The organism is Novosphingobium sp. PASSN1, from assembly GCF_002278815.1.
The window spans coordinates 81,652-100,416 of record NZ_NKIS01000013.1; the positions used below are offsets into that span (position 1 = coordinate 81,652).

15 protein-coding genes are annotated in these 18,765 nt (G+C 55.9%); 11 read left to right on the plus strand and 4 right to left on the minus strand.

Annotated elements, in window-relative coordinates:
* Positions 1 to 185 precede the first annotated feature (185 nt).
* Positions 186 to 3,119 (plus strand): TonB-dependent receptor, encoded by a 2,934-nt coding sequence (locus CFE35_RS18795; protein WP_292932991.1) that lies wholly within the window; start codon positions 186 to 188, stop codon positions 3,117 to 3,119.
* Between the two features lie 104 nt (positions 3,120 to 3,223).
* Positions 3,224 to 4,441, plus strand: coding sequence for a serine hydrolase domain-containing protein (locus CFE35_RS18800; RefSeq protein WP_292932993.1), 1,218 nt, complete (start codon positions 3,224 to 3,226; stop codon positions 4,439 to 4,441).
* Here CFE35_RS18800 and CFE35_RS18805 read toward each other — a convergent pair.
* The gene (locus tag CFE35_RS18805) at positions 4,399 to 4,983 is read right to left on the minus strand and encodes an AAA family ATPase (protein ID WP_292932995.1); all 585 of its coding nucleotides are present in this window, start codon (positions 4,981 to 4,983) and stop codon (positions 4,399 to 4,401) included. The two genes, CFE35_RS18800 and CFE35_RS18805, sit on opposite strands and share 43 nt — an antisense overlap.
* 222 nt (positions 4,984 to 5,205) lie before the next feature.
* Between CFE35_RS18805 and CFE35_RS18810 the strand changes: the two genes are divergently transcribed.
* The 9 genes from CFE35_RS18810 to CFE35_RS18850 all read left to right on the plus strand — a co-directional run bounded on the left by CFE35_RS18810 (position 5,206) and on the right by CFE35_RS18850 (position 14,851).
* Positions 5,206 to 7,983 carry a TonB-dependent receptor gene (locus CFE35_RS18810; protein WP_292932997.1) on the plus strand — a complete coding sequence of 926 codons (2,778 nt, stop codon included), beginning with the start codon at positions 5,206 to 5,208 and terminating at the stop codon, positions 7,981 to 7,983.
* A gap of 282 nt (positions 7,984 to 8,265) precedes the next feature.
* Positions 8,266 to 9,267: a phosphate/phosphite/phosphonate ABC transporter substrate-binding protein gene (gene phnD / locus CFE35_RS18815; RefSeq protein WP_292932999.1), complete on the plus strand. Its 1,002-nt coding sequence runs from the start codon at positions 8,266 to 8,268 to the stop codon at positions 9,265 to 9,267.
* A complete protein-coding gene (locus CFE35_RS18820) occupies positions 9,264 to 10,112 on the plus strand; it encodes a PhnD/SsuA/transferrin family substrate-binding protein (RefSeq protein ID WP_292933001.1) in 849 nt (282 codons plus the stop codon). Before phnD ends, CFE35_RS18820 begins: the two co-directional genes overlap by 4 nt.
* Before the next feature lies 1 nt (position 10,113).
* Positions 10,114 to 11,016 (plus strand): phosphonate ABC transporter, permease protein PhnE, encoded by a 903-nt coding sequence (phnE, locus tag CFE35_RS18825; protein ID WP_292933003.1) that lies wholly within the window; start codon positions 10,114 to 10,116, stop codon positions 11,014 to 11,016.
* Positions 11,013 to 11,876, plus strand: coding sequence for a phosphonate ABC transporter, permease protein PhnE (gene phnE, locus CFE35_RS18830; RefSeq protein ID WP_292933005.1), 864 nt, complete (start codon positions 11,013 to 11,015; stop codon positions 11,874 to 11,876). The genes phnE (CFE35_RS18825) and phnE (CFE35_RS18830) overlap by 4 nt, the downstream gene beginning before the upstream one ends.
* Positions 11,877 to 11,988: 112 nt before the next feature.
* Entirely contained in the window at positions 11,989 to 12,780 is a 792-nt protein-coding gene (gene phnC / locus CFE35_RS18835) for a phosphonate ABC transporter ATP-binding protein (protein ID WP_292933007.1), read from the plus strand.
* Positions 12,777 to 13,466, plus strand: a complete 690-nt coding sequence (locus CFE35_RS18840; protein WP_292933009.1) for a DapH/DapD/GlmU-related protein — start codon at positions 12,777 to 12,779, stop codon at positions 13,464 to 13,466. The genes phnC and CFE35_RS18840 overlap by 4 nt, the downstream gene beginning before the upstream one ends.
* A gap of 15 nt (positions 13,467 to 13,481) precedes the next feature.
* Positions 13,482 to 14,027, plus strand: a complete 546-nt coding sequence (phnN, locus tag CFE35_RS18845) for a phosphonate metabolism protein/1,5-bisphosphokinase (PRPP-forming) PhnN (protein WP_292933011.1) — start codon at positions 13,482 to 13,484, stop codon at positions 14,025 to 14,027.
* A complete protein-coding gene (locus tag CFE35_RS18850; RefSeq protein WP_292933013.1) occupies positions 14,027 to 14,851 on the plus strand; it encodes a transglutaminase-like domain-containing protein in 825 nt (274 codons plus the stop codon). Before phnN ends, CFE35_RS18850 begins: the two co-directional genes overlap by 1 nt.
* A 9-nt stretch (positions 14,852 to 14,860) precedes the next feature.
* On the opposite strand, the gene CFE35_RS18855 is transcribed toward CFE35_RS18850, so the two are convergent.
* From CFE35_RS18855 to phnF, 3 genes are all read right to left on the minus strand, one after another.
* Complete coding sequence (locus CFE35_RS18855) at positions 14,861 to 16,672, minus strand: ABC transporter ATP-binding protein (protein WP_292933015.1); 1,812 nt, start codon at positions 16,670 to 16,672, stop codon at positions 14,861 to 14,863.
* 113 nt (positions 16,673 to 16,785) lie between these two features.
* On the minus strand, positions 16,786 to 17,919 hold the full coding sequence (locus CFE35_RS18860; protein WP_292933017.1) for an alpha-D-ribose 1-methylphosphonate 5-triphosphate diphosphatase: 1,134 nt from the start codon (positions 17,917 to 17,919) through the stop codon (positions 16,786 to 16,788).
* A 46-nt stretch (positions 17,920 to 17,965) separates the two neighbouring features.
* Entirely contained in the window at positions 17,966 to 18,718 is a 753-nt protein-coding gene (gene phnF, locus CFE35_RS18865; RefSeq protein WP_292933019.1) for a phosphonate metabolism transcriptional regulator PhnF, read from the minus strand.
* Positions 18,719 to 18,765 lie beyond the last annotated feature (47 nt).

Consider the following 18,765-nt stretch of genomic DNA (forward strand, 5'->3'; position numbering starts at 1 on the left):
ACGGGCGGGATTTCTGTCAAAAGCAACCTAACGGCGTCGGGTGCTGCTCTGCGGTAGCACACCCACGATTAAGCGCCTTTGCACGGCCCCATTAGGGGCCGTTTTCGTGAGAAACGGGGGTATTCGAGTACATGCTTAGAAATAATCACAAACTAGCCCTTGCCGTAACGGCAAGCACCATCGCGTTGATCATTGGTGCGCCAAGCTTGGCCTTTGCGCAGACGCCAGCCACTGCGACGGATGAAGCCCCCCGGGTTGAAACCATCATCGTAACTGGGTCGCGCATCCAGACGGCTGCAAACCGGGCCATTTCCCCTGTTCGCGTGATTGATTCAGAATCGATCCGTGCGACCGGTCTGATCGATATCGATGAAGTATTGAAGCAACAGAACCAATTCTTGCCGTCAAACGGTGCGACCACCAACCCAACCCTGTTGGAATCCCATGGCGCCTCCACACTCGACATGCGTGGTTTGGGCCAAAACCGCACGCTCGTGTTGGTCAATGGTCAACGCGTGACGCCAAATGGCTTCCGTAACTCTGCAGACGTCAACTCCATTCCTTCGGCTTTGATCTCGCGCATTGAAACCCTGACGGGCGGCGCAGCTGCCGTTTACGGCGCAGACGCGGTTGCGGGTGTGACAAATTATATTCTGCGCGACAATTATGAAGGCCTTGAAGTCGCCCTGAATGGCGGCATCTCTGAGCAAGGTGACGCAGAGAGCTATAGCATTGGCATCACCGGCGGGATGAACTTCTTTGAAGATCGCGCCAATATCGTCTTGCACGCCAGCTATGCCGATCGTGGTGACTTGAAGCGCGAAGATCGTGCTTGGGCGCTGCCCGAACTGAATGACGCAGGTCAGTTCATCCAGACATTCCCGACCGCAGGCGGCGCGTTCACGCGTTGGACTAACGCCACCACCGCGCCAGCCGGGACCGCTGCCCCGACGTTTGCTTATGCGGCAGATGGCACCTTGGGCACCACGGCTGGCACCCAAGCCTTCTCGCAATTTGAAGCGTTCCAGAACCCAAATGACCGCACCAATGCGGCCATCTTCGGCACATTCAAGTTGGCCAAATGGGCTGAATTCTATGGCCGTGGCACCTATTCGCTGATCAATAACACCAGCCAACAAGTTCCCGTCCGCTCGAACGGCAACACGGCAGGTGTCCTGCCTGCAGTGGCTGGTGGCGCCAACATCGTCACGCAAGGCGATGTGTTGATCCAACGCACCAACCCATTCCTGACCCCGCAGATCCTATCGATCCTGAACCCAGCTGGCGGTACGTCATTGTTCAATTTGAACGCGGCTGGCACGGGTCCAGGAACTGACGCCGCCCGCTTCCGCGTGTCGAAGACTTTGTTGGAACTCGGACCGCTGATTGATGAGACAGAGCGGACCAGCCACCAAGTCGTCGTCGGCGTCCGCGGTGAGCTGACCGACAATATCAAATACGACCTGTCCTATGTGACCGGCAAAAGCATTGAAGAAGTCCAGCGCATTGGCTGGGGTTCGTGGAGCCGATTCCAACAAGCAACCAATGTCACCAGCGTTGGCGGCCAAGCGGCTTGCGTCAATTCAGCTAATGGCTGCGTGCCCTACAATCTGTTTGGCCCATCGGCTGCTAGCGCTGCGGCGGTGGCTTGGATCAATGGCGACACCAGCGAATTGTTCAACAAACGCAACCGTCACCAAGACATTCTGTCCTTGAACATTTCAGGTGACACCACCGGCTTGTTCAGCTTGCCCGGCGGCCCTGTCGGCTGGGCTTTGGGTGCAGAGCGTCGCGAAGAGTTTGGTAACTCCGTCTTCGGACCACGCGCCTTCACCCGCGACACATTGCATGGTCAAGGCGCGCGCGCCAATTTGATCGCTGACTTTGAACTCACCGAATATTACGGCGAATTGCGTCTGCCACTTCTGGCCGACAAGCCCTATTTCAAGCAGTTCGACGTCGAAGCCGCCGGCCGCTGGAGCGACCATTCCCGTTCGGGTGACTATGACACCTGGAAGCTGGGTGTGAACTGGGCCGTTAATGACACCATCCGTCTGCGCGGTTCGAAGCAAACGGTTGTGCGTGGTCCAAACATTGGTGAATTCTTCGGTGCCGCCGTGGAAGCGCCAATCACGGGTACTGGTCGCCCAACTGATTATTGCTCTGATCCCGTGCGCTTCAATGTGCCCGCGGCTCTTTGTACCGCGCTCGGCGCACCCTCGACCCCGGGCTATATCCCCGTCGTCGGCACCGCTTTGCCATTGATCGACAATGCGGTAGCGGTTCAAGGTGGTGGTGAGGCCATTAAGCCAGAGTCCGGTGAGACTTTCACCTATGGCTTTGTGTTCACGCCACAATTCATCCCAGGCCTCTCGGTCGTGGTTGATTATTACAACATCCAAATTGACGATGCGATCGGTGGGATCCTGCCAATCCAATTGATGGATAGCTGCTATTTGGTGCTGCAAGACCCTAATAGCGCGCTGTGTAAGAAGATTACCCGCGATTCCAGCGGTCGGGTTGTGAAATTCGACCAACGTGACACCAACTTGACCTTGCTCAAAACCTCTGGGGTCGACTTCTCCATCTATTACAATGCGAAACTGCCAGAAGCTTTGCCGGGCGACCGGATCAACATCAGCTTCCAAGGCGGTACCGTGGACAGCTTCATCCGTCTCTTGTTCCCATCCGACAATCTGTTTGATTGCGCGGGCGACTTTGGCGGTGGGGCATGCTCTGATGCCGGTACCGGTATCCGCGCCATCCCAGCCTTCCGCTCCAACCTTGCAGTCGCATGGATGGATGGTCCTTTGACCATTCGCGGTGCTTGGCGCTACCAAGGTCAGGTCGATGCTTTGATCAAGCGGGTACCAGAGCCACAGTGGCGCAACGTGGCGGCCAACTTGAACAATGTCCAGCACATTGACGCCTGGGACTATTTCGACTTGGGCTTCTCTTACAAGATCAACGACAATCTGCGCGTTGGCGGCACGATCAGCAATCTGTTCGATAAAGAACCACCAATTTTGGGCTCGGCACAGCAAGACGCCAACACGCTTCCAAACCAATATGACATCATTGGTCGTCGCTATGCGATCAATCTGGTCTGGAAAATGTAGTCCAGTCGCAGGAGACACGCGCGAAATGCGGCCCGCCCTTGTGGCGGGCCGTTGACGTTTAAGGGGCGTGGATGCCAAACAAACGACAGACAAAAGGAATGATGATGAGACGGCTCGGAACCTATGCATTGCGCGGCTTTCTGGCCGTCGCGCTCGTTTTGGCCTTGGCGATTGGCTGGTCGAGTTGGTTGGGCAAGCAGCGCGCAGGCTGGACGGAGACGACTTGGCAGCTACCGGCAAAGGACATGGACCTTGGCTCGTCGCTGCAAGCCGAACTCAATCGCGAAACAAAGGCCAATCCCAATATTCCCGGCCAATTACTGTATGTCAGGGCACCCAGTCTCGGGCTCGATCAAACCTTTGCTTCTGGTCCTGACCTGCGGACAGATGACGATGTTCGTGTGGCTTCCAATACCAAGACCTTTGTCTCCGCCATGGCTTTGCAATTGGTTGAGGCAGGGAAGCTGCAAGTGGATGGCCCGATTGGCCCGGCACTGTCCCCAGCCGTTAGAACAATGATGGAGAAGAATGGCTATCAACTTGATACCATCACTCTGCGCCATTTGCTTAACCACACCTCGGGTATCCCGGATTATGTCTCCGTGCCTGCATTTCGGATCCTCGCGCTGGGACCAACTGCTTATGGTTGGTCCCCGCATTGGACTGCTGAGTCAGAGATTTGGTTCGCCGTGACTTTCGGCCGACGAGATGCCGTCGGCGGCGACTTCAACTACACCGATACGAATTATTTGATTGCTGCAGATATGATCAAGCAAGCAACAAAGTCGGCCACCATCGGGGCCGCTGCTCGGCAGATGTTGGATTGGCCTAAGCTGGGGGCTGACGAAACCTATTGGGAAGCGATGGAGCCCACGCCGGCAGGCACACGCCGCGTTGCCCAATATCGTGGAGCCATTCGCGATTCCGAACTGGACGTCTCTTTCGATCAATATGGCGGTGGCGGATTGGTCATGAGCATGGACGACCTGGGACGCGCCACGCGGGCGGTAGTCCGTGGCGAGGTCTTCGCCAATCCAGTTGCGACCCGTATCCTCATGCAAACATCTGGTCCGGATGGGGCTGGGGAAGGATATGCGCTTGGCATTGAACCAACCAAGCTGAATGGCGAGGTCTGCTGGGGCCATGGTGGCTTCTGGGGCACCTCGGCATTTCATTGTCCAAGGCTGGATATCACCGTGGCCCGCTCCACAGGCCAGTCTAATAGCATGCAAGGCTACCGAGAGGGCTTCGGGCCATTGTCAGCCTTAATCCTTGCGGCTCAGGCGGCAGAACGTGATCGCGCTAAAGCCACAAGCGACTGAAGTGCTTTCTCAGTTTCCCTGTGATTGCCGCACCGCAGAACTAAGCCGCCTTGTTCCTTGATCTGCTCGCTTAAGGCAACATAGCGGGGGCGGCGCGCATGATGGGTAGCTAAAGCCCAGCGGATTGGGTGCTCAGCCTCCAGCAGTCTGGGCCAATCCTCGCGGCAACCCGGAAAGACATCGGCTCCTGAGCTTGCGCGCTGCAACGACCGGCGGATCACTTGCGTCATTACTTGCCACAAAGGCAGGTCCAGCCAGACCATATGGGTCAGGCGAGGCAAAACAGTTGGACGCGTCATCGCATAATTTCCAGCAAGCACCCAATTCGAGGCAGAGGTCGCCGCGGCCACATCGGCTAAGAAAGCCTCTGGTTCTTCAATCGAGCGGTCATACCAGCCGGGCCGCCAATTCATCTGATCAAGCTCAAGATGGTCGATGCGCGCTGCCCGTGCGAGCTTCTCCGCAAAGGTCGATTTGCCCGAGCCACTGGTACCGACCACAAGGACGCGGAGACCAGGGAGGAGTTGGGTGGATGCGGTCATTTTTAGTTTATTGGCTTGGGGAAAAGAGTGGGATTTGCGGCTTAGCCCAAAAGCCAAAGGATTACACCTGCGTGAGTGGCCAAATTGCCGATCCTGAAAAAACTTCACACTTGTGTGATCGCATTTTCACAAAACTGACGCCTGAACGACGTCAGTCTGTCACGCCGCGGCTTTAATCGCCGCCGCGGAAACGGGTGCTGTGTGCCCGAACAGGGGATTCCTATGACAGTTCACGTAACGCGAGCCGCCTTGATGGGCGCTGTTGGTTCTTTTGCTTTGCTGATCGCTACCGATGCTGCAGCCCAAAATGCCGCAGCCAGCACCGAGTCTGCGCCTCAGGCCGCTGAGACTATTGTTGTGCGCGGCAGCCGCCCAATTTTTGAGTCAGACCGCGCCGCTTTGCAGGTCCAGCGCAACGCCCCTGCTCTCGTCAGCGTTCTGTCTGCCGATGAAGCCGGCCGCTTGGCCGACCAAAACATTGCGGATGCCGTCAGCCGTCTTCCCGGTGTCGCCGTCGAGAAGGATCAGGGTCAAAGCCGCTATGTGAATTTGCGTGGCCAGCCGCGTCGTTGGGTGACGTATTCGATCGACGGCATGAGCGTGGTATCCCCAGAAGGGCGCGATACGCGCTTTGATAACGTCCCTACCGCGATCGCCAGCCAGGTTTCGGTCAATAAGGCCATCACGCCAGATATGTCGGGCGATACGGTTGCAGGCAATATCAATATCCGCACCCGCTCTGCCTTTGATTATCGTGGGCGTCGGATCACGGGCGGTCTTTCGCTCGGCCAAGTTGAGTTGGGCGGTGGACGCGAAATTGATGCGTCGCTGGTAGTTGCTGATCGCTTCTTCGACGGCAAGCTAGGACTTTTGGCGCAGGCCTCCTTCTATGAGCGTGAAATGGTCACCGATAATTGGGAGACCGACCCTTACTTGCGCCCCGGCAGCACCACATCCGGGATTGATCGTCGTCCGGGTTCTGAGACTCGCCGTTGGGCCCGCGAATATGAAAACAAACCTTACCGCCTAACCCGCGGCAATATTTCCGGCTCGGTCCGCGCTGATTGGCGACCGACAGAGCAAGATAGTTTCTTCGCTCAATCCGTATACAGCCAGTTTACCGATATTGAGCTGCGCAACAATTACATTTTCCGGTTCGACAATGGCGCAACCAATACACCCAATACAGCCTGCTCAGGCACTGTAACCCCCATTACAACCAGCGCTGCCAATGATTTTTGTGCCGGCAACTTGCCCAATAAGGGGACAGTTTATGGCGTGCAGATGAACTGGAACTTCCGCACGGGTGACATCAAAGAATACATTTTCACCAATACGATCGGCGGAAAGCATGCGCGCTTTGGCTGGGATATCGATTGGCGTTTGAACTTCACTGAGACCGAGGATGGACAAGACCTAACCGGGACACCGACATTTCAGAGTCCGACGACAGTCACATCGCGCCCAACCGTCGATTATGATTTTACTGATGTTCGCAACAATACGGTGCGATTGTTCAACACAGTCTTGACGGGCACAACCCGCTCGAAAGGAGCCGCGGTCAGCAGCGTTGAGGCCTTCCCCATGCTGTTTACCGACATCATTGATGCCGAGGGTGGCGATCTGACTGCGGCGTGGACGGGTAAGTTCGATGCGAGCCGCGACATTAGTCTGTTTGGTGCGGAAGCGACATTGAAGCTTGGTGGTCTGTATACGACGCGCGACAAGAAGCGTCGCTTGACTCAATATCGCGCCCGGCCGGCTGACTTTACGGCTGCAGGCGTTGCCTTGCCGACTTATAATGATTTTGCCATCGATACGGCATTCAAAGGCGAATACGCGCTTGGCTACACATTCCGCTACTACTCCGGCGATAAGGTTAGGGACTTTGTCCAAAGCTTGAAAGATCGCCGTATTGGCTCTTATCAGGATGGCTCCGGCGAATATTTTGAAGTGACCGAAGATATCGCTGCAGCCTATGCGATGGCGACCGTCAAGCAGGACTGGGGCAGTGTCATTTTCGGCGGCCGTGTCGAACGCACCGAAAATACGTCAAAGGCCCTGCCAATCATCGGCGGCGTGCGCGTTCTCACCCAGCTCAAAAGCGATGACACGCTCTTTTATCCCAGCGTCCATGTGAATTATGACCTGAATGAAGAGATGAAGGTCCGCCTCAGCCTGAATAGTGGTGCTGCGCGTCCTGACTTTGACGATTTGGCTGCCAACTTCTCCATTGATGATGCGCCAGGCACCATCACGGGCGGCAATCCTGAGGCTAAGCCTGAAAAGTCGGTTGGCTTTGACGCTTATTTCGAATGGTATATGAAGTCACAGGGCTATTTCCAAATCGGCTTCTATTACAAGGATATCAAGGATGCCTTGTTCACCCAAAGCGGCACATTTGGCAGTACCATCCTGAATACGCCTGACCGCGATCGTTCTGGCTACAATTTCACCACCGTGCGCAACGGCGGCGATGGCAAGCTGATGGGCGTTGAAGTCGCTTTCAACCATACGATTGAAGAATTGGTTGAATCCATGAACGGGCCGGATTGGCTCGAAGGGTTTGGCATTCGCCTGTCCGCCAATTTCAATGATAGCGAGATTAATGTGCCAGCCGTTGGCACGGCACCTTTGCGGGTTGTTGATCTGCCAGGGGCGTCAGACGTCGTGACCAATGTCGGCCTGACCTATGAAAAGTATGGCTTGTCGGCCCGCATCGCTTATCAATATCGCACCAAATGGCTGCAATCGGTTGGCGGTTATACAACGGTCAATGGCGTCTTGGTGCCCGATGGCAATGGCGACATTTACTGGAACGATTCTGAAAGCTTGTCGGTCTCGGCACGCTATGAGTTGAACGACAACATTGAGTTGACGTTCGACGGCGTGAATTTAGCCGACAGCCCAGGCCGCCGCTTTGCTGACAGCGAACTTAATCCGATTGAGTATGAGACCTTCGGCCCTCGCTACATGGTCGGGGTTCGCTTTAAGTACTAAGCCCCAGCGCCCGCTCTATGAGACGCACATAGGGCGGGTCTGCCGTTTCCCGAGTTTGAAAACGCCGATCCGCCCCTGACTTGGTGAGAATAGGCATCTGATTGTTAGGACTGTCGTTCGTTGGGGGGCCTGCCGGTTTGATCCGGCAGGCCCCTTTCTTTTTGATAATTGCACGAAGGCAAAGGCAATTAGGCTCACACAAATCGGCTGTAGGTTGGGTTGGTGGCGTTTCCTTTCGTCGCGCCACTGACATGATTTTCAGGCATGAAGGCCGGATAGATCGTGGGGGTAAAGCAGGTGCAGAAATCAACCTGGCTCAAATCGCTTTGCTTCGTGCTTTGTCTGTCAGGGCTTTCCGCCTGTGGCTCTGACAAGCCCGACACCAAACTCACGGGCTGGCAGAAAGAAGTTGGCCAATTGCGTATTGGTGCAACAGCAGGCGAGGATAGCCCTACGACTTTGGCCCGTTGGACGGCCTATCAAGAATATCTCAACCGCATCACTGGGTTGAAAGTCGAAGTCTTCCAGGCCGCAGACTATAATGGCATTATTCAAGCAATGGCCTCAGGCCAGCTTGAGCTCGCCCAAATGGGGGGTGCAGCCTATGCGAATGCCCGCGAGCAGATGGGCGAGAAGGTAACACCCTTCTTGGCATCCCGAACGGCTGAAGGTTTTTCGGGCTATTATTCAGCGCTTATCGTGAAAGCAGACAGCCCGTATCGAACGATAGAGGACTTGCGCGGAAAGTCCTTGGGCTATGTCGATTTCAATTCGACTTCTGGCTATTTGTTCCCGCGCTGGGCGATGCGCCAGCAAGGAAAAAATCCTGACACTTTCTTCGGCAAGACCGCCATGAGCGGTGGCCACACGCAGTCGGTTTTGGCTCTGGCGAACGGTCAATTTGACGCAATCTTTCTGATCGCTAGTGGCGGCACGCCAGAGACCGGCTTTACCACAGGCTCACTCTACACCTTGGCTCGGAAGGGCGCGGTGAAGATATCGGACTATCGCATCATCTGGACGGCAGGTCCGATGCCTAACTCGCCCTATGTGATCCGCACAGACCGCCCGCAAGCCTTTCAAGACGTCACCCGCGGGGCGATGGCCGCGCTGGCTTACGAGGATCCACAATTATGGGTGGATATCGGGCTTCAAGAGGGATCCGATATGCAACCCATGACGGCTGCTGACTATCAGGCCGTGGTCGAAATGCGACGCGCAGAGATCGCCGAACGCCGTGCTGCCCCGGCTCAGAAACCATCCACTGGGAGCGCTAAGCCATGATCCGCGCTTTAGGTTTCTTCCTTATTCTGCTCGCCTTGATGCAGCCTGCTACGGCGCAGACACCGCCAGCTGGCTTTCGGGTTGGGATAGCGGGCCTGGCAGAAACAGGTTGCGCCGCCGCGCCAAGTGACGGGGCAGCTGCAGCTTATCGGAAACATCTTGAAGGACGACTAGGAAAGCCGGTGGTTCTCTGTGGCTACGAAGACGGCAAAGCCGTGGCAACAGCCTTGCAAGATGGTCAGTTAGACTTGGCCGTTTTGGATCAGCCATCTTTTGAGGCTGTCAGCAAGATCGCCCGCCCAATTCTGGCACCGCGGGCTGACGCCATTACCGGTCGCGTTCTCGCCGTGGCGTTAGCTTTAAAGTCGTCTGGACGAGATACGCCAGCCAAGCTTGCTGGTAGTCGGCCGATCTTCATTTCTAAGCTGGCAGCTAGCCATAGCGTGCCCTTGCAGGGCTTGGCGGATTATGGCGCAGATACCAAGAGCTTTAAGCCAGAACAATTTGTCTTGGACGAGCATGCTGGTCTTGCAGCCTTGCGCGCCGGACAGGGCGATGCGTTGATTATCACAGCAGGTGCGCGCCAAAGGCTCTGCCGTGGCGATGACCCCAAAATCGTGTTGTGTGGCGATGTGGTTGAGGCTTGGCGCGGCCGCCCCACGGCGCAGACGGGTCTTGTCGTCAGAAATGACCTGCCGGAGGCGGATCGCTATCAATTGGTTGGCATCCATGTGGCTCTGCATCAAGAGCGCCCCGAAGCCATGACCTTTTTGGCGACCAAGCTAGGCGGTGGGATCGCCCTAGATCCAACTGAGGCGACTGCTATGCAAAAGGGTGCTCGCTAACGTGCCCCAGCAAGAAGCGATTAAGGCGCAAGTTATTCGGGAATTTGAAGCGCAGCGGCGAGTGACCCTGCTGCGCCAGCGCACCCAGCAAGTAGTCGTTTTGATTGGCTTCAGTGCGCTGATTGCCGTGTGCTTCCATGTCAGTGGGTTCTTCTCTGGCAGCCAAGGTAGCGACCCTTGGGGGCGGATTGCCAATCTCCTCAACATCATGATCCCAGACCTCAAGCCAGAGGCGCTGTTTGAGGATCGTGGGACTGCTGGCTCGCTCTCCTCTTGGTTTTATGACATGCCAACCTGGCTGAGCCTGTTGTGGGAAACAGTTCAGATCGCCGTCGTTGCGACATTGTTTGGCATTTTCTGCGGGTTTTGGGCCTCACTCTTGGCATCAAAAAATCTTTCGCCCTCGCCCGTCATTTATTGGTTCACCCGGCGCTTGCTCGAAGTGATCCGTACACTGCCAGATCTGATCGTCGCGCTCATTCTGGTTGCAGCCTTTGGCGTTGGTCCATTGCCGGGTGTGATCGCTATTGCTCTGGGGACCATGGCCAGCCTCGGAAAGCTCTATTCTGAAGCCAATGAAGCGGCAGATATGCGGCCGGTGGAGGCGGTGAGGGCGGTTGGTGGCTCTTGGTGGGCGCAGGTGCGCTTTGGCGTGCTGCCACAAGTCCTGCCCCATTATGCGTCCTACGGATTACTGCGCTTGGAGATCAATGTTGGTGCCGCCGCCGCTTTAGGCGTTGTCGGGGCTGGTGGGATTGGGATCGAGCTTTCTCGCGCCATCACCTACACCGAGTTTGACACCTATTTCGCACTTTTAATCCTGATCATTGGTCTGATCATCCTGATCGATCTCGTGTCAGAAGCAATCCGCCACCGCCTAATCGGCTTGGAGGCATCCGCATGACCACAAGCGCTACCCTAGCCGCACCGCCTCAGGTCACCGCCCATCAGATGCAAGTGGCGCGCGCGATTGCGCCGCATCTGGTGGACACGCCTTTGGCTGTCCAAATACGCCGTCTTGCCCTTTGGATTGGATTGAGTGTGATTTTTGTTGCCCTGTGTATCGGGGTTGATATGACGCCTGCTACATTTGCTAAGGGCCTTTCCAAGCTGGCCGACTTCATGGCCAATATGTTTCCCCCGAACGCGGCTGGCGGGGAAGTTCGGATCTTGCAAGCTTTGGCTGCGACGTTTGCTATGGCGGTAGCGGGCACTTTCTTGGGTGTTCTGGGTGCCTTACTTTTGGGGCTAGTCGGGGCGAAAACCTTTGTCGCGAACCCCGCACTCCATTTCCTCATCCGGCGCAGCTTCGACGTGTTTCGCGCCATTCCCGCCCTTGTCTGGGCGCTCATTCTCATTGTTGCCTTCGGGCTTGGACCTTTTGGGGGCGTGATCGCCTTGGCACTGACCGACATCCCGCGCTTGGCCAAACTCTATGCCGAAGCGATTGAGAATTGTGATCCTCGCCCGCAAGAGGGCATTCGCGCGACGGGTGGACAGCGCCGAGCCGCCATTCGCTTTGGCCTGTTGCCAGAGGTTTTGCCGGTGATGGCCAGCCAGTCGCTCTATATGTTGGAGTCCAATTTCCGCAACGCCGCCATCTTAGGCATCGTAGGGGCAGGCGGCATCGGTTTTGAGTTGGAAGAGCGCATCCGCATTTTCGCCTTTGATCAGGTCGCTTGGATCGTCATTGCCTATGTGCTCTGCGTCATGGCGCTGGACCTCGTGTCTGAGAAGATTCGCTCAAGACTGGTCCATGGCTGAGAAATCAACCGCGGATCCAACAAATCAGCGCCCTAAACGGAAGAGTCGGGTCAGATCGTCACATAGGTTTCACGCGCTCGCTTTAGCCTCACCCCAGCGATAGGAGGCATACGTGCTCGAACTCAAGTCCGTGACAAAGCGCTTTGGCTCCACCCAAGCAGTGCATGATGTTTCCCTTCAAATCCCAGCCGGCTCGATGGTCGGCATTATCGGACGGTCCGGTGCTGGTAAGTCCACATTGCTGCGCTTGATCAATCGCCTTTGCGACACCAATGAAGGCGCGATCACGTGGCATGGTAAGCCAGTGACCGAATTGCGCGGCAAAGCGCTCAGCCAGTGGCGCGCCACCTGCGGCATGGTTTTTCAGCAGTTTAATCTCTCGCCACGTCTCGATGTCTTGACCAATGTTCTAATCGGTAGTCTGGCCCGACAACGTGGGGTGGCCCCCATGCTCAAGCTATTTCCAGCAGAAGAGCGGGCGCGCGCGATATTGGAATTGCATGCTTTGGGCATGTCGCACACCGCGTTGCAGCGGTGCTGCACCTTGTCCGGTGGCCAGCAACAACGTGTCGCTATTGCACGGACTCTGATGCAATTGCCTGAAATCATATTAGCGGACGAGCCCATCGCTTCCCTCGATCCAGCCAATGCCCAGACAGTTATGGAGACTCTGTCCACGATTAATCGAGAGCGGAACATTACCGTTCTGGTCAATCTGCATGCGCTCGATATTGCTCGCCGCTTCTGTCCACGGATCATCGGTATGGCGGATGGCCAGATTGTCTTTGATGGCACACCCGATGACCTCAACGCCTCGGTGGTCGACGCGATCTATGGCCGTCATGTCATCGAAGGGTCAGGTGCGCGCGATGAAGCCCAAGAGCTTCTGGATGCGGTTGCGTGACCGGCAAGCTATCAGGGCGCATCTTGCCGCCAGACTATCGCTATTTTGAGCATTGGAGGCACGATCCAACGGCGGAACAGCCTGCAGAATCTGAGCCGGGAATCTCACCTGAGGCTCATGTCCGCGACAGTATCCTAGGTCCTTGGACCCGGGTTGGTGCCCGTACATCTTTGATGGAAACAGAGATGGGTGCTTATAGCTACATTGTGACGGATTCCAGCGCTGCCTACTCAACGATTGGCAAATTCTGTTCGATTGCGCGCGACACCCGGCTTAATCCCGGCAACCACCCCACTTGGAAGGCAGCCCTACACCACTTCACCTATCGCTCAGTTTCTTATCAATTGAGTGATCAAGACGACGACGCTTTTTTTGACTGGCGACGCGCCGATCATGTGACCATCGGACATGATGTCTGGATTGGGCATGGCGCAACCATCCTTGCAGGCGTCAGTGTTGGAACCGGTGCTGTTGTCGGCGCTGGGGCAGTTGTGTCAAAAGACGTAGCCCCTTTTTCGATTGTCGGCGGGGTACCATCGAAGCCCATCCGCGAGCGGTTTCCCAAGGCAGTTCAAGATGGGCTTCTCGCCCTAGCTTGGTGGGATTGGCAACATGATAAGTTGGCTGAAGCGCTGCAGGATTTTAGAGATTTGGATGCCGATGCCTTTGTTGAGAAACATTCCTAAGCTGCGTCGCTCGCTATGACCGGAACCTTGTTCTTAATCGTTGGCCCGTCAGGTGTCGGCAAGGATTCGCTGATTGAAGGCGCCAAAGCCCAATTGTCGGCCGTTCCCACCTATTATTTTCCTCAACGCTTTATCACCCGGCCACAGGACGCCGGTGGGGAAGATCATTTTGCCGTTGAGCCTTCTGAATTTGAAACAAAGCGCGAGAGAGGTGATTTTGCGCTTTTCTGGAATGCCCACGGTCTATCGTACGGCGTACCGGCGGACATCTCGGCCCGGCTCAAGCGGGGTCAACATGTGGTGGTCAATGTCTCGCGCGCGATTTTGGACGAGGCGCGTCAGAGGTTTTCGCCATTGGTCGTTGTTTCGATTACTGCGCCCAGCAAGGTCATTGAGCAGCGCTTGACGGCCCGTGGCCGTGAAACAGCCCCCGAGATTGCTGACCGCATCGCGCGTGCCGCCGCTTATGATGTGACGGGCCCAGGCGTTATTTTCTTGAACAATGATGCGAGTTTGGATGCTGGTGTTTCAAAGTTGGTTGAAATCCTGGAGGCGTCATAATGGGTGTGTTTGAAGCATTTCTGGAAGACCCTGTTCAAGACGCAGGTCTCTACCTGTTCCCAGTCGCCCCCGACACGTGGGAGCAAAAGATTACGGGCGTCACATTTGAAGGCGCAGAACCGCAGGCGATAGTGCAAGACATACAAGGACGGATTGCTGCTTATCAATTCGCTTTGAAAGTTGGCGATCAACCCATGGTCAAAATAGCCTTTGACGAGCCCGGCCCCGGGTTAAGCGACGAGGCTTTCATTCCCGGTCTCAACGCCTTTGAGAGACCGTCGCAGGCTTTGACGGATCAAATCGCGGAAGAAGTGGCGGAGGCACCTATACAAATCCGTGTGCCCGCCCTCATCCAATATGTTGGGGACCACTTTACCTATGGTGCACGCGACACGCATCTGGGGACGGGTGAAGACGCCATGCCCGCGTTAGAATGCGGTCTGACACCCGGCACCTGTGTGGATATGCATACGTTAGCTGTGGCGGCTTTGCGGGCGATTGGGGTACCCGCAGCCTACATTATGGGTGTGCACATTGCCGAAGCGCGTGAGCAGTGGTCCACTGGTCATTGTTGGCTTAATCTGAAGTGCGAAGGCGTGCCACATCATTGGGATATCTCGCATCACGTCCAATATGGCGTGCGAGAAATAACGCCAAAACTCAATCCAAAGCCTGGGCGACGCTTCGCGCTCAGCATTGGGCGTGGACTCGAATTTGATGGGCCAGACGGCAAAGTCACCTACCCATCCTTGTCGGGCTTTCATGCTTTGACTGGGCCAAGTGCCGGCCAAAAGCTGCGCACATTGGCCCGAATTCGGGACTAAAACCGACCCTTAGCCAATCAAGTGCTCTTCTGCGTGGACGGCATGGAGGCGGGCATAAGCACCTTCTGGGATAGCCAAGAGGGCTTGGTGATGGCCTTGCTCGATGATCTTGCCGCGCTCAAACACCAAAATCCGATCCACATCCTTGATGGTCGAGAGGCGGTGCGCCACGATGATTGTGGTGCGATCAACCATGAGATCAGCCATAGCCGCTTGGATCAATCGCTCGGTCACGGTGTCGAGGCTGGAGGTTGCTTCGTCGAAGATAACAATGTTGGCGTCGACCAAAAAGGCGCGGGCTATGGCAACCCGCTGACGCTCACCGCCAGAAAGCTTCACGCCGCGCTCTCCGACCAAGGTCTGATAGCCCTCTGGCAAAGCTACAATGAAGTCATGGGCGTAAGCGCGCTTGGCCGCCGCCACAATGGCTTCCATCGGCGCGTCGGGGTGCGCATAGGCGATATTGTCGGCGAGGCTGCGATGAAACAGGATCGGCTCTTGCGGCACAATCGAAATTGCTCGCCGCAAGCTGGCTTGTCGGACTTGGGCAATGTCTTGGGCGTCGATCCAAATGGTTCCGGACTTCAGGTCATAGAGGCGTTGGATCAGCTTAACGAAGGTAGATTTGCCAGAGCCAGATGGGCCGACAAGCGCAATCTTTTCACCCGGCGCGATCCGAAGGTCCAAATTCTGGTAGAGGGACGCTTTGCCGGTCTCCGTGCCGGGATACTTGAATTGCACTTGGTCGAAGATGATCTCGCCCAAACCGGGCTGAAAGTCTGGGGCTTGATCGACATCTTCAACGCCAAGCGGTGCACGGTCAAATTCGATGATATCGGCCAGCTCTGCGCTCGCACGTTGCAGCATCCGGATATGATCGCCGACTTTGCGTAGGCTGCCGCCCAATTGGAAATTGGCGGTAATGACAAAGGCGACGTCACCCGGCGTGGCCTGCCCTCGCGTGGAGAGGCCGATCAACAAAACCAACATGGCGGCCTGCAAGGTCAGCCACAAGAAGTGTTGAACTAGGCCCATGTCCAAGGCCTTGCGCCACGAGACGACGGCGAGGGATCGCCACTTGCCAGTGACCTTTTCAAAGCGCTCGGTTTCGCGCACTTCTGCTCCAAACGCTTTGACAGCATTGTTGTTAGAGACGGCGTCGGCGACCGCAGCGCCAATGCGTGAGTCTGCTGCTGCGGCTAAAACATTGGCTGGGCGCACATAGTGGATGGCGATCACGAATGAGGCCACCACATAGATTGCCACCATCACGAGAAACACGATCCCCACGACGGGAAAGCGAACCAACATTACGCCAGCAAGACCCAAGATCACCAAGCCTAGGGGCAGAAATTGTTGCCACAGAATGTCGGAAATATGCTCGTATGACCAGCGGCCGCGCGTGAGCTTGTGGACAGTCGCGCCGGCAAAGGTATTCGCGTGCCAATCTGAAGAGAAGTGCTGAATTCGCGCGAACCCGTCTTCAATGACTTTGGCCATACAGCGTGCGGCAGCCCGATGATAAACGCGGGTCGAAACATTGCCCAGCACATAATAGAGGGCGGAAATCCCGGTCATAATCGCGACAGCTCTGAGTGCGGCGTGCCCAGCGTTTTGGTCGGTCAGTCCTCCCGCAGCAGCCTTGGTGAGCGTGTCAACTAAATGGCCAGCGGAGAGGGGGATACAAACTTCTGCAACCACCATCGCGAGGGTTAGCACGATGACAACCGATAACAATGGTCTCTCTTGCCGCCAATATCGGGCACAGAATCCAATGGTTTCGCGCCATGAGTGGCGCGCCTGATTATTTTGTTGGGACATGGGGCTTGCTTATGGGGCTTGCGCGACACGCCCATGACATGACCAAGTAAAATCACTCCCTAACCGAGGGATTTGTGGCAGAGCTTTTTTAGGGCGACGGGTGCGAAACTGTATCAGCCGACCCGCACACCCCCGGTCCAGACACCGCGCACAAGGGCGTGGCCATCTACCACTTTCACTCGGACGACATCGGCACGTTTTCCGACTTCCAGTGTTCCGCGGTCATTTAGGCCAACGGCTCGGGCAGGCAGTCCGGTTACCGTATCTACCGCTCGTTCGATCGGCCATTGCCACGGGCCAGCTGCCAAGGCAAAAGCGCATTCAATTAAGCTTCGGGGAACATAATCAGAGGCAAAACCAATCGGCAGACCTGCGGCGATCAAGTCTTTGGCGGGCACATTGCCGGAGTAAGAGCCACCCCGGATCAGATTGGGCCCGCCCATCACAATATGCATCCCACGGGCTTGGGCCGCTTGAGCGGCTTCCATCGTTACGGGGAATTCTGCAATGGTCGCGCCAAGATCTGCCGCCTCATCAATATGGGCCACCGATTCATCGTCATGGCTGGCGATCGGTACGCCACGAGCTTTGGCGACTTCTACCACAAGACGCCGGTTCGCGGCATCATGACGGGCGACATTAGCCCGACGCTCGGCCAACCTGTCTTCGATCGCAGCTTCGGTTAGCCCTTCACGTCGCCACATATCCAGGAATTTATCGATGTTGCGATATTGGCGCTGGCCCGGTGTGTGATCCATCAAGGAGAACAAGCCGGTCAAAGGGGCATCGGCAAAGTCAGGAAGCCATTCAGCCATCACATCTGATGGCGCTTCACAGCGCCAATGCAGGCGGTGGGTTGCTTTCAAAAGTCGTTTGTCATGCGCTTCATGTAACGCATCAGTCAGGCGGATCAAATTGTCGGGCGTACGGGCTGACCCAGCGCCAAAAGAGCCTATCGATAGGGAATCAAAAACGGTCGTCACGCCGACGCTAATGCATAGGCCGTCGTGGACCACAGCGGCGGAAACTGGGTTCCAATCAATGTTGGCCCGCGGGAAGAAGTGACGCTCCAAATTGTCGGTATGAATATCAATAATGCCAGGAATCAACCAATCCCCATCACAATCCTCGCCATGCTGGCTTGGACCTTCCACGATGTCTGCGATTTCCGTGCCTTTAAAAGAAAGGCTTCCTTGGACTACCCCAGTGGGCGTTACGATTTTGGCTTGAGAAAGTTGGATGGTCACAGTCAGCTCACTACAGTTAGGGGTGGGGGAGGAAATTTGTGAGTGTTTAGTCGAAGGCAGGGAGCCGTTCGTTTTCGATGGTGATTTCAACCCGATCAGAGGCCATTCTGGCTTCGCCATATTCGAGAGGGCGGCCCAGACCATCTACATTCCAAGCATGGGTCACCAGCAATGGAATGTGTCGCGGAACATTGAGGAGCTGGGTTTCTTGCGTGGTCGGTAAGCGCGAACTGATCTTGGTGCGCAGGCGCGTATAATCGGGCACACCGCAATCAATCAGGGTTTGCGTAATCGACTTTGATCGCGCGTAAAACACTGCAAATGTCGGGAAGCGTTCAAAGGCGAACCAATGTCTGGCGACCGAAATGACTTGCCCATTGGCAAACCCTACACGTTCAAGAAAGATCGTCGGTGAGCCACCTTTAAGTCCAAGTGCTGCTGCAACATGGGGTTCGGCTGGGCGAGTGTCCAAGGTCAATGTCTTGGTTTCTGGGTTGGCGGCTTGTTCTTGCAATCCTGCAGAAAAACGCGTTCGCTTTCCGATTCCGTAGATCAAAGTTGGTCGCCGTACAAAACTTCCTCGCCCTTGGGTCGATTCGACCAAGCCTTTCGATTGCAGATGCGCCAGCGCGCGTCGAGTCGTGTGACGATTTGTCGAAAACCGTTCACAAATCTGCAGCTCAGTTGGCAATTTGTCGCCCGGCACCAACCGACGCTCGGAAATTTCTACTTCGAGCCATTGGACAATTGCACGCCAATTTGTTGTCGTTTGGCCCTTTTCATCAATAACAATTGACATTTTACTGCCTTTTTACATTGAGTACAACAAATTTATATTACGTCACA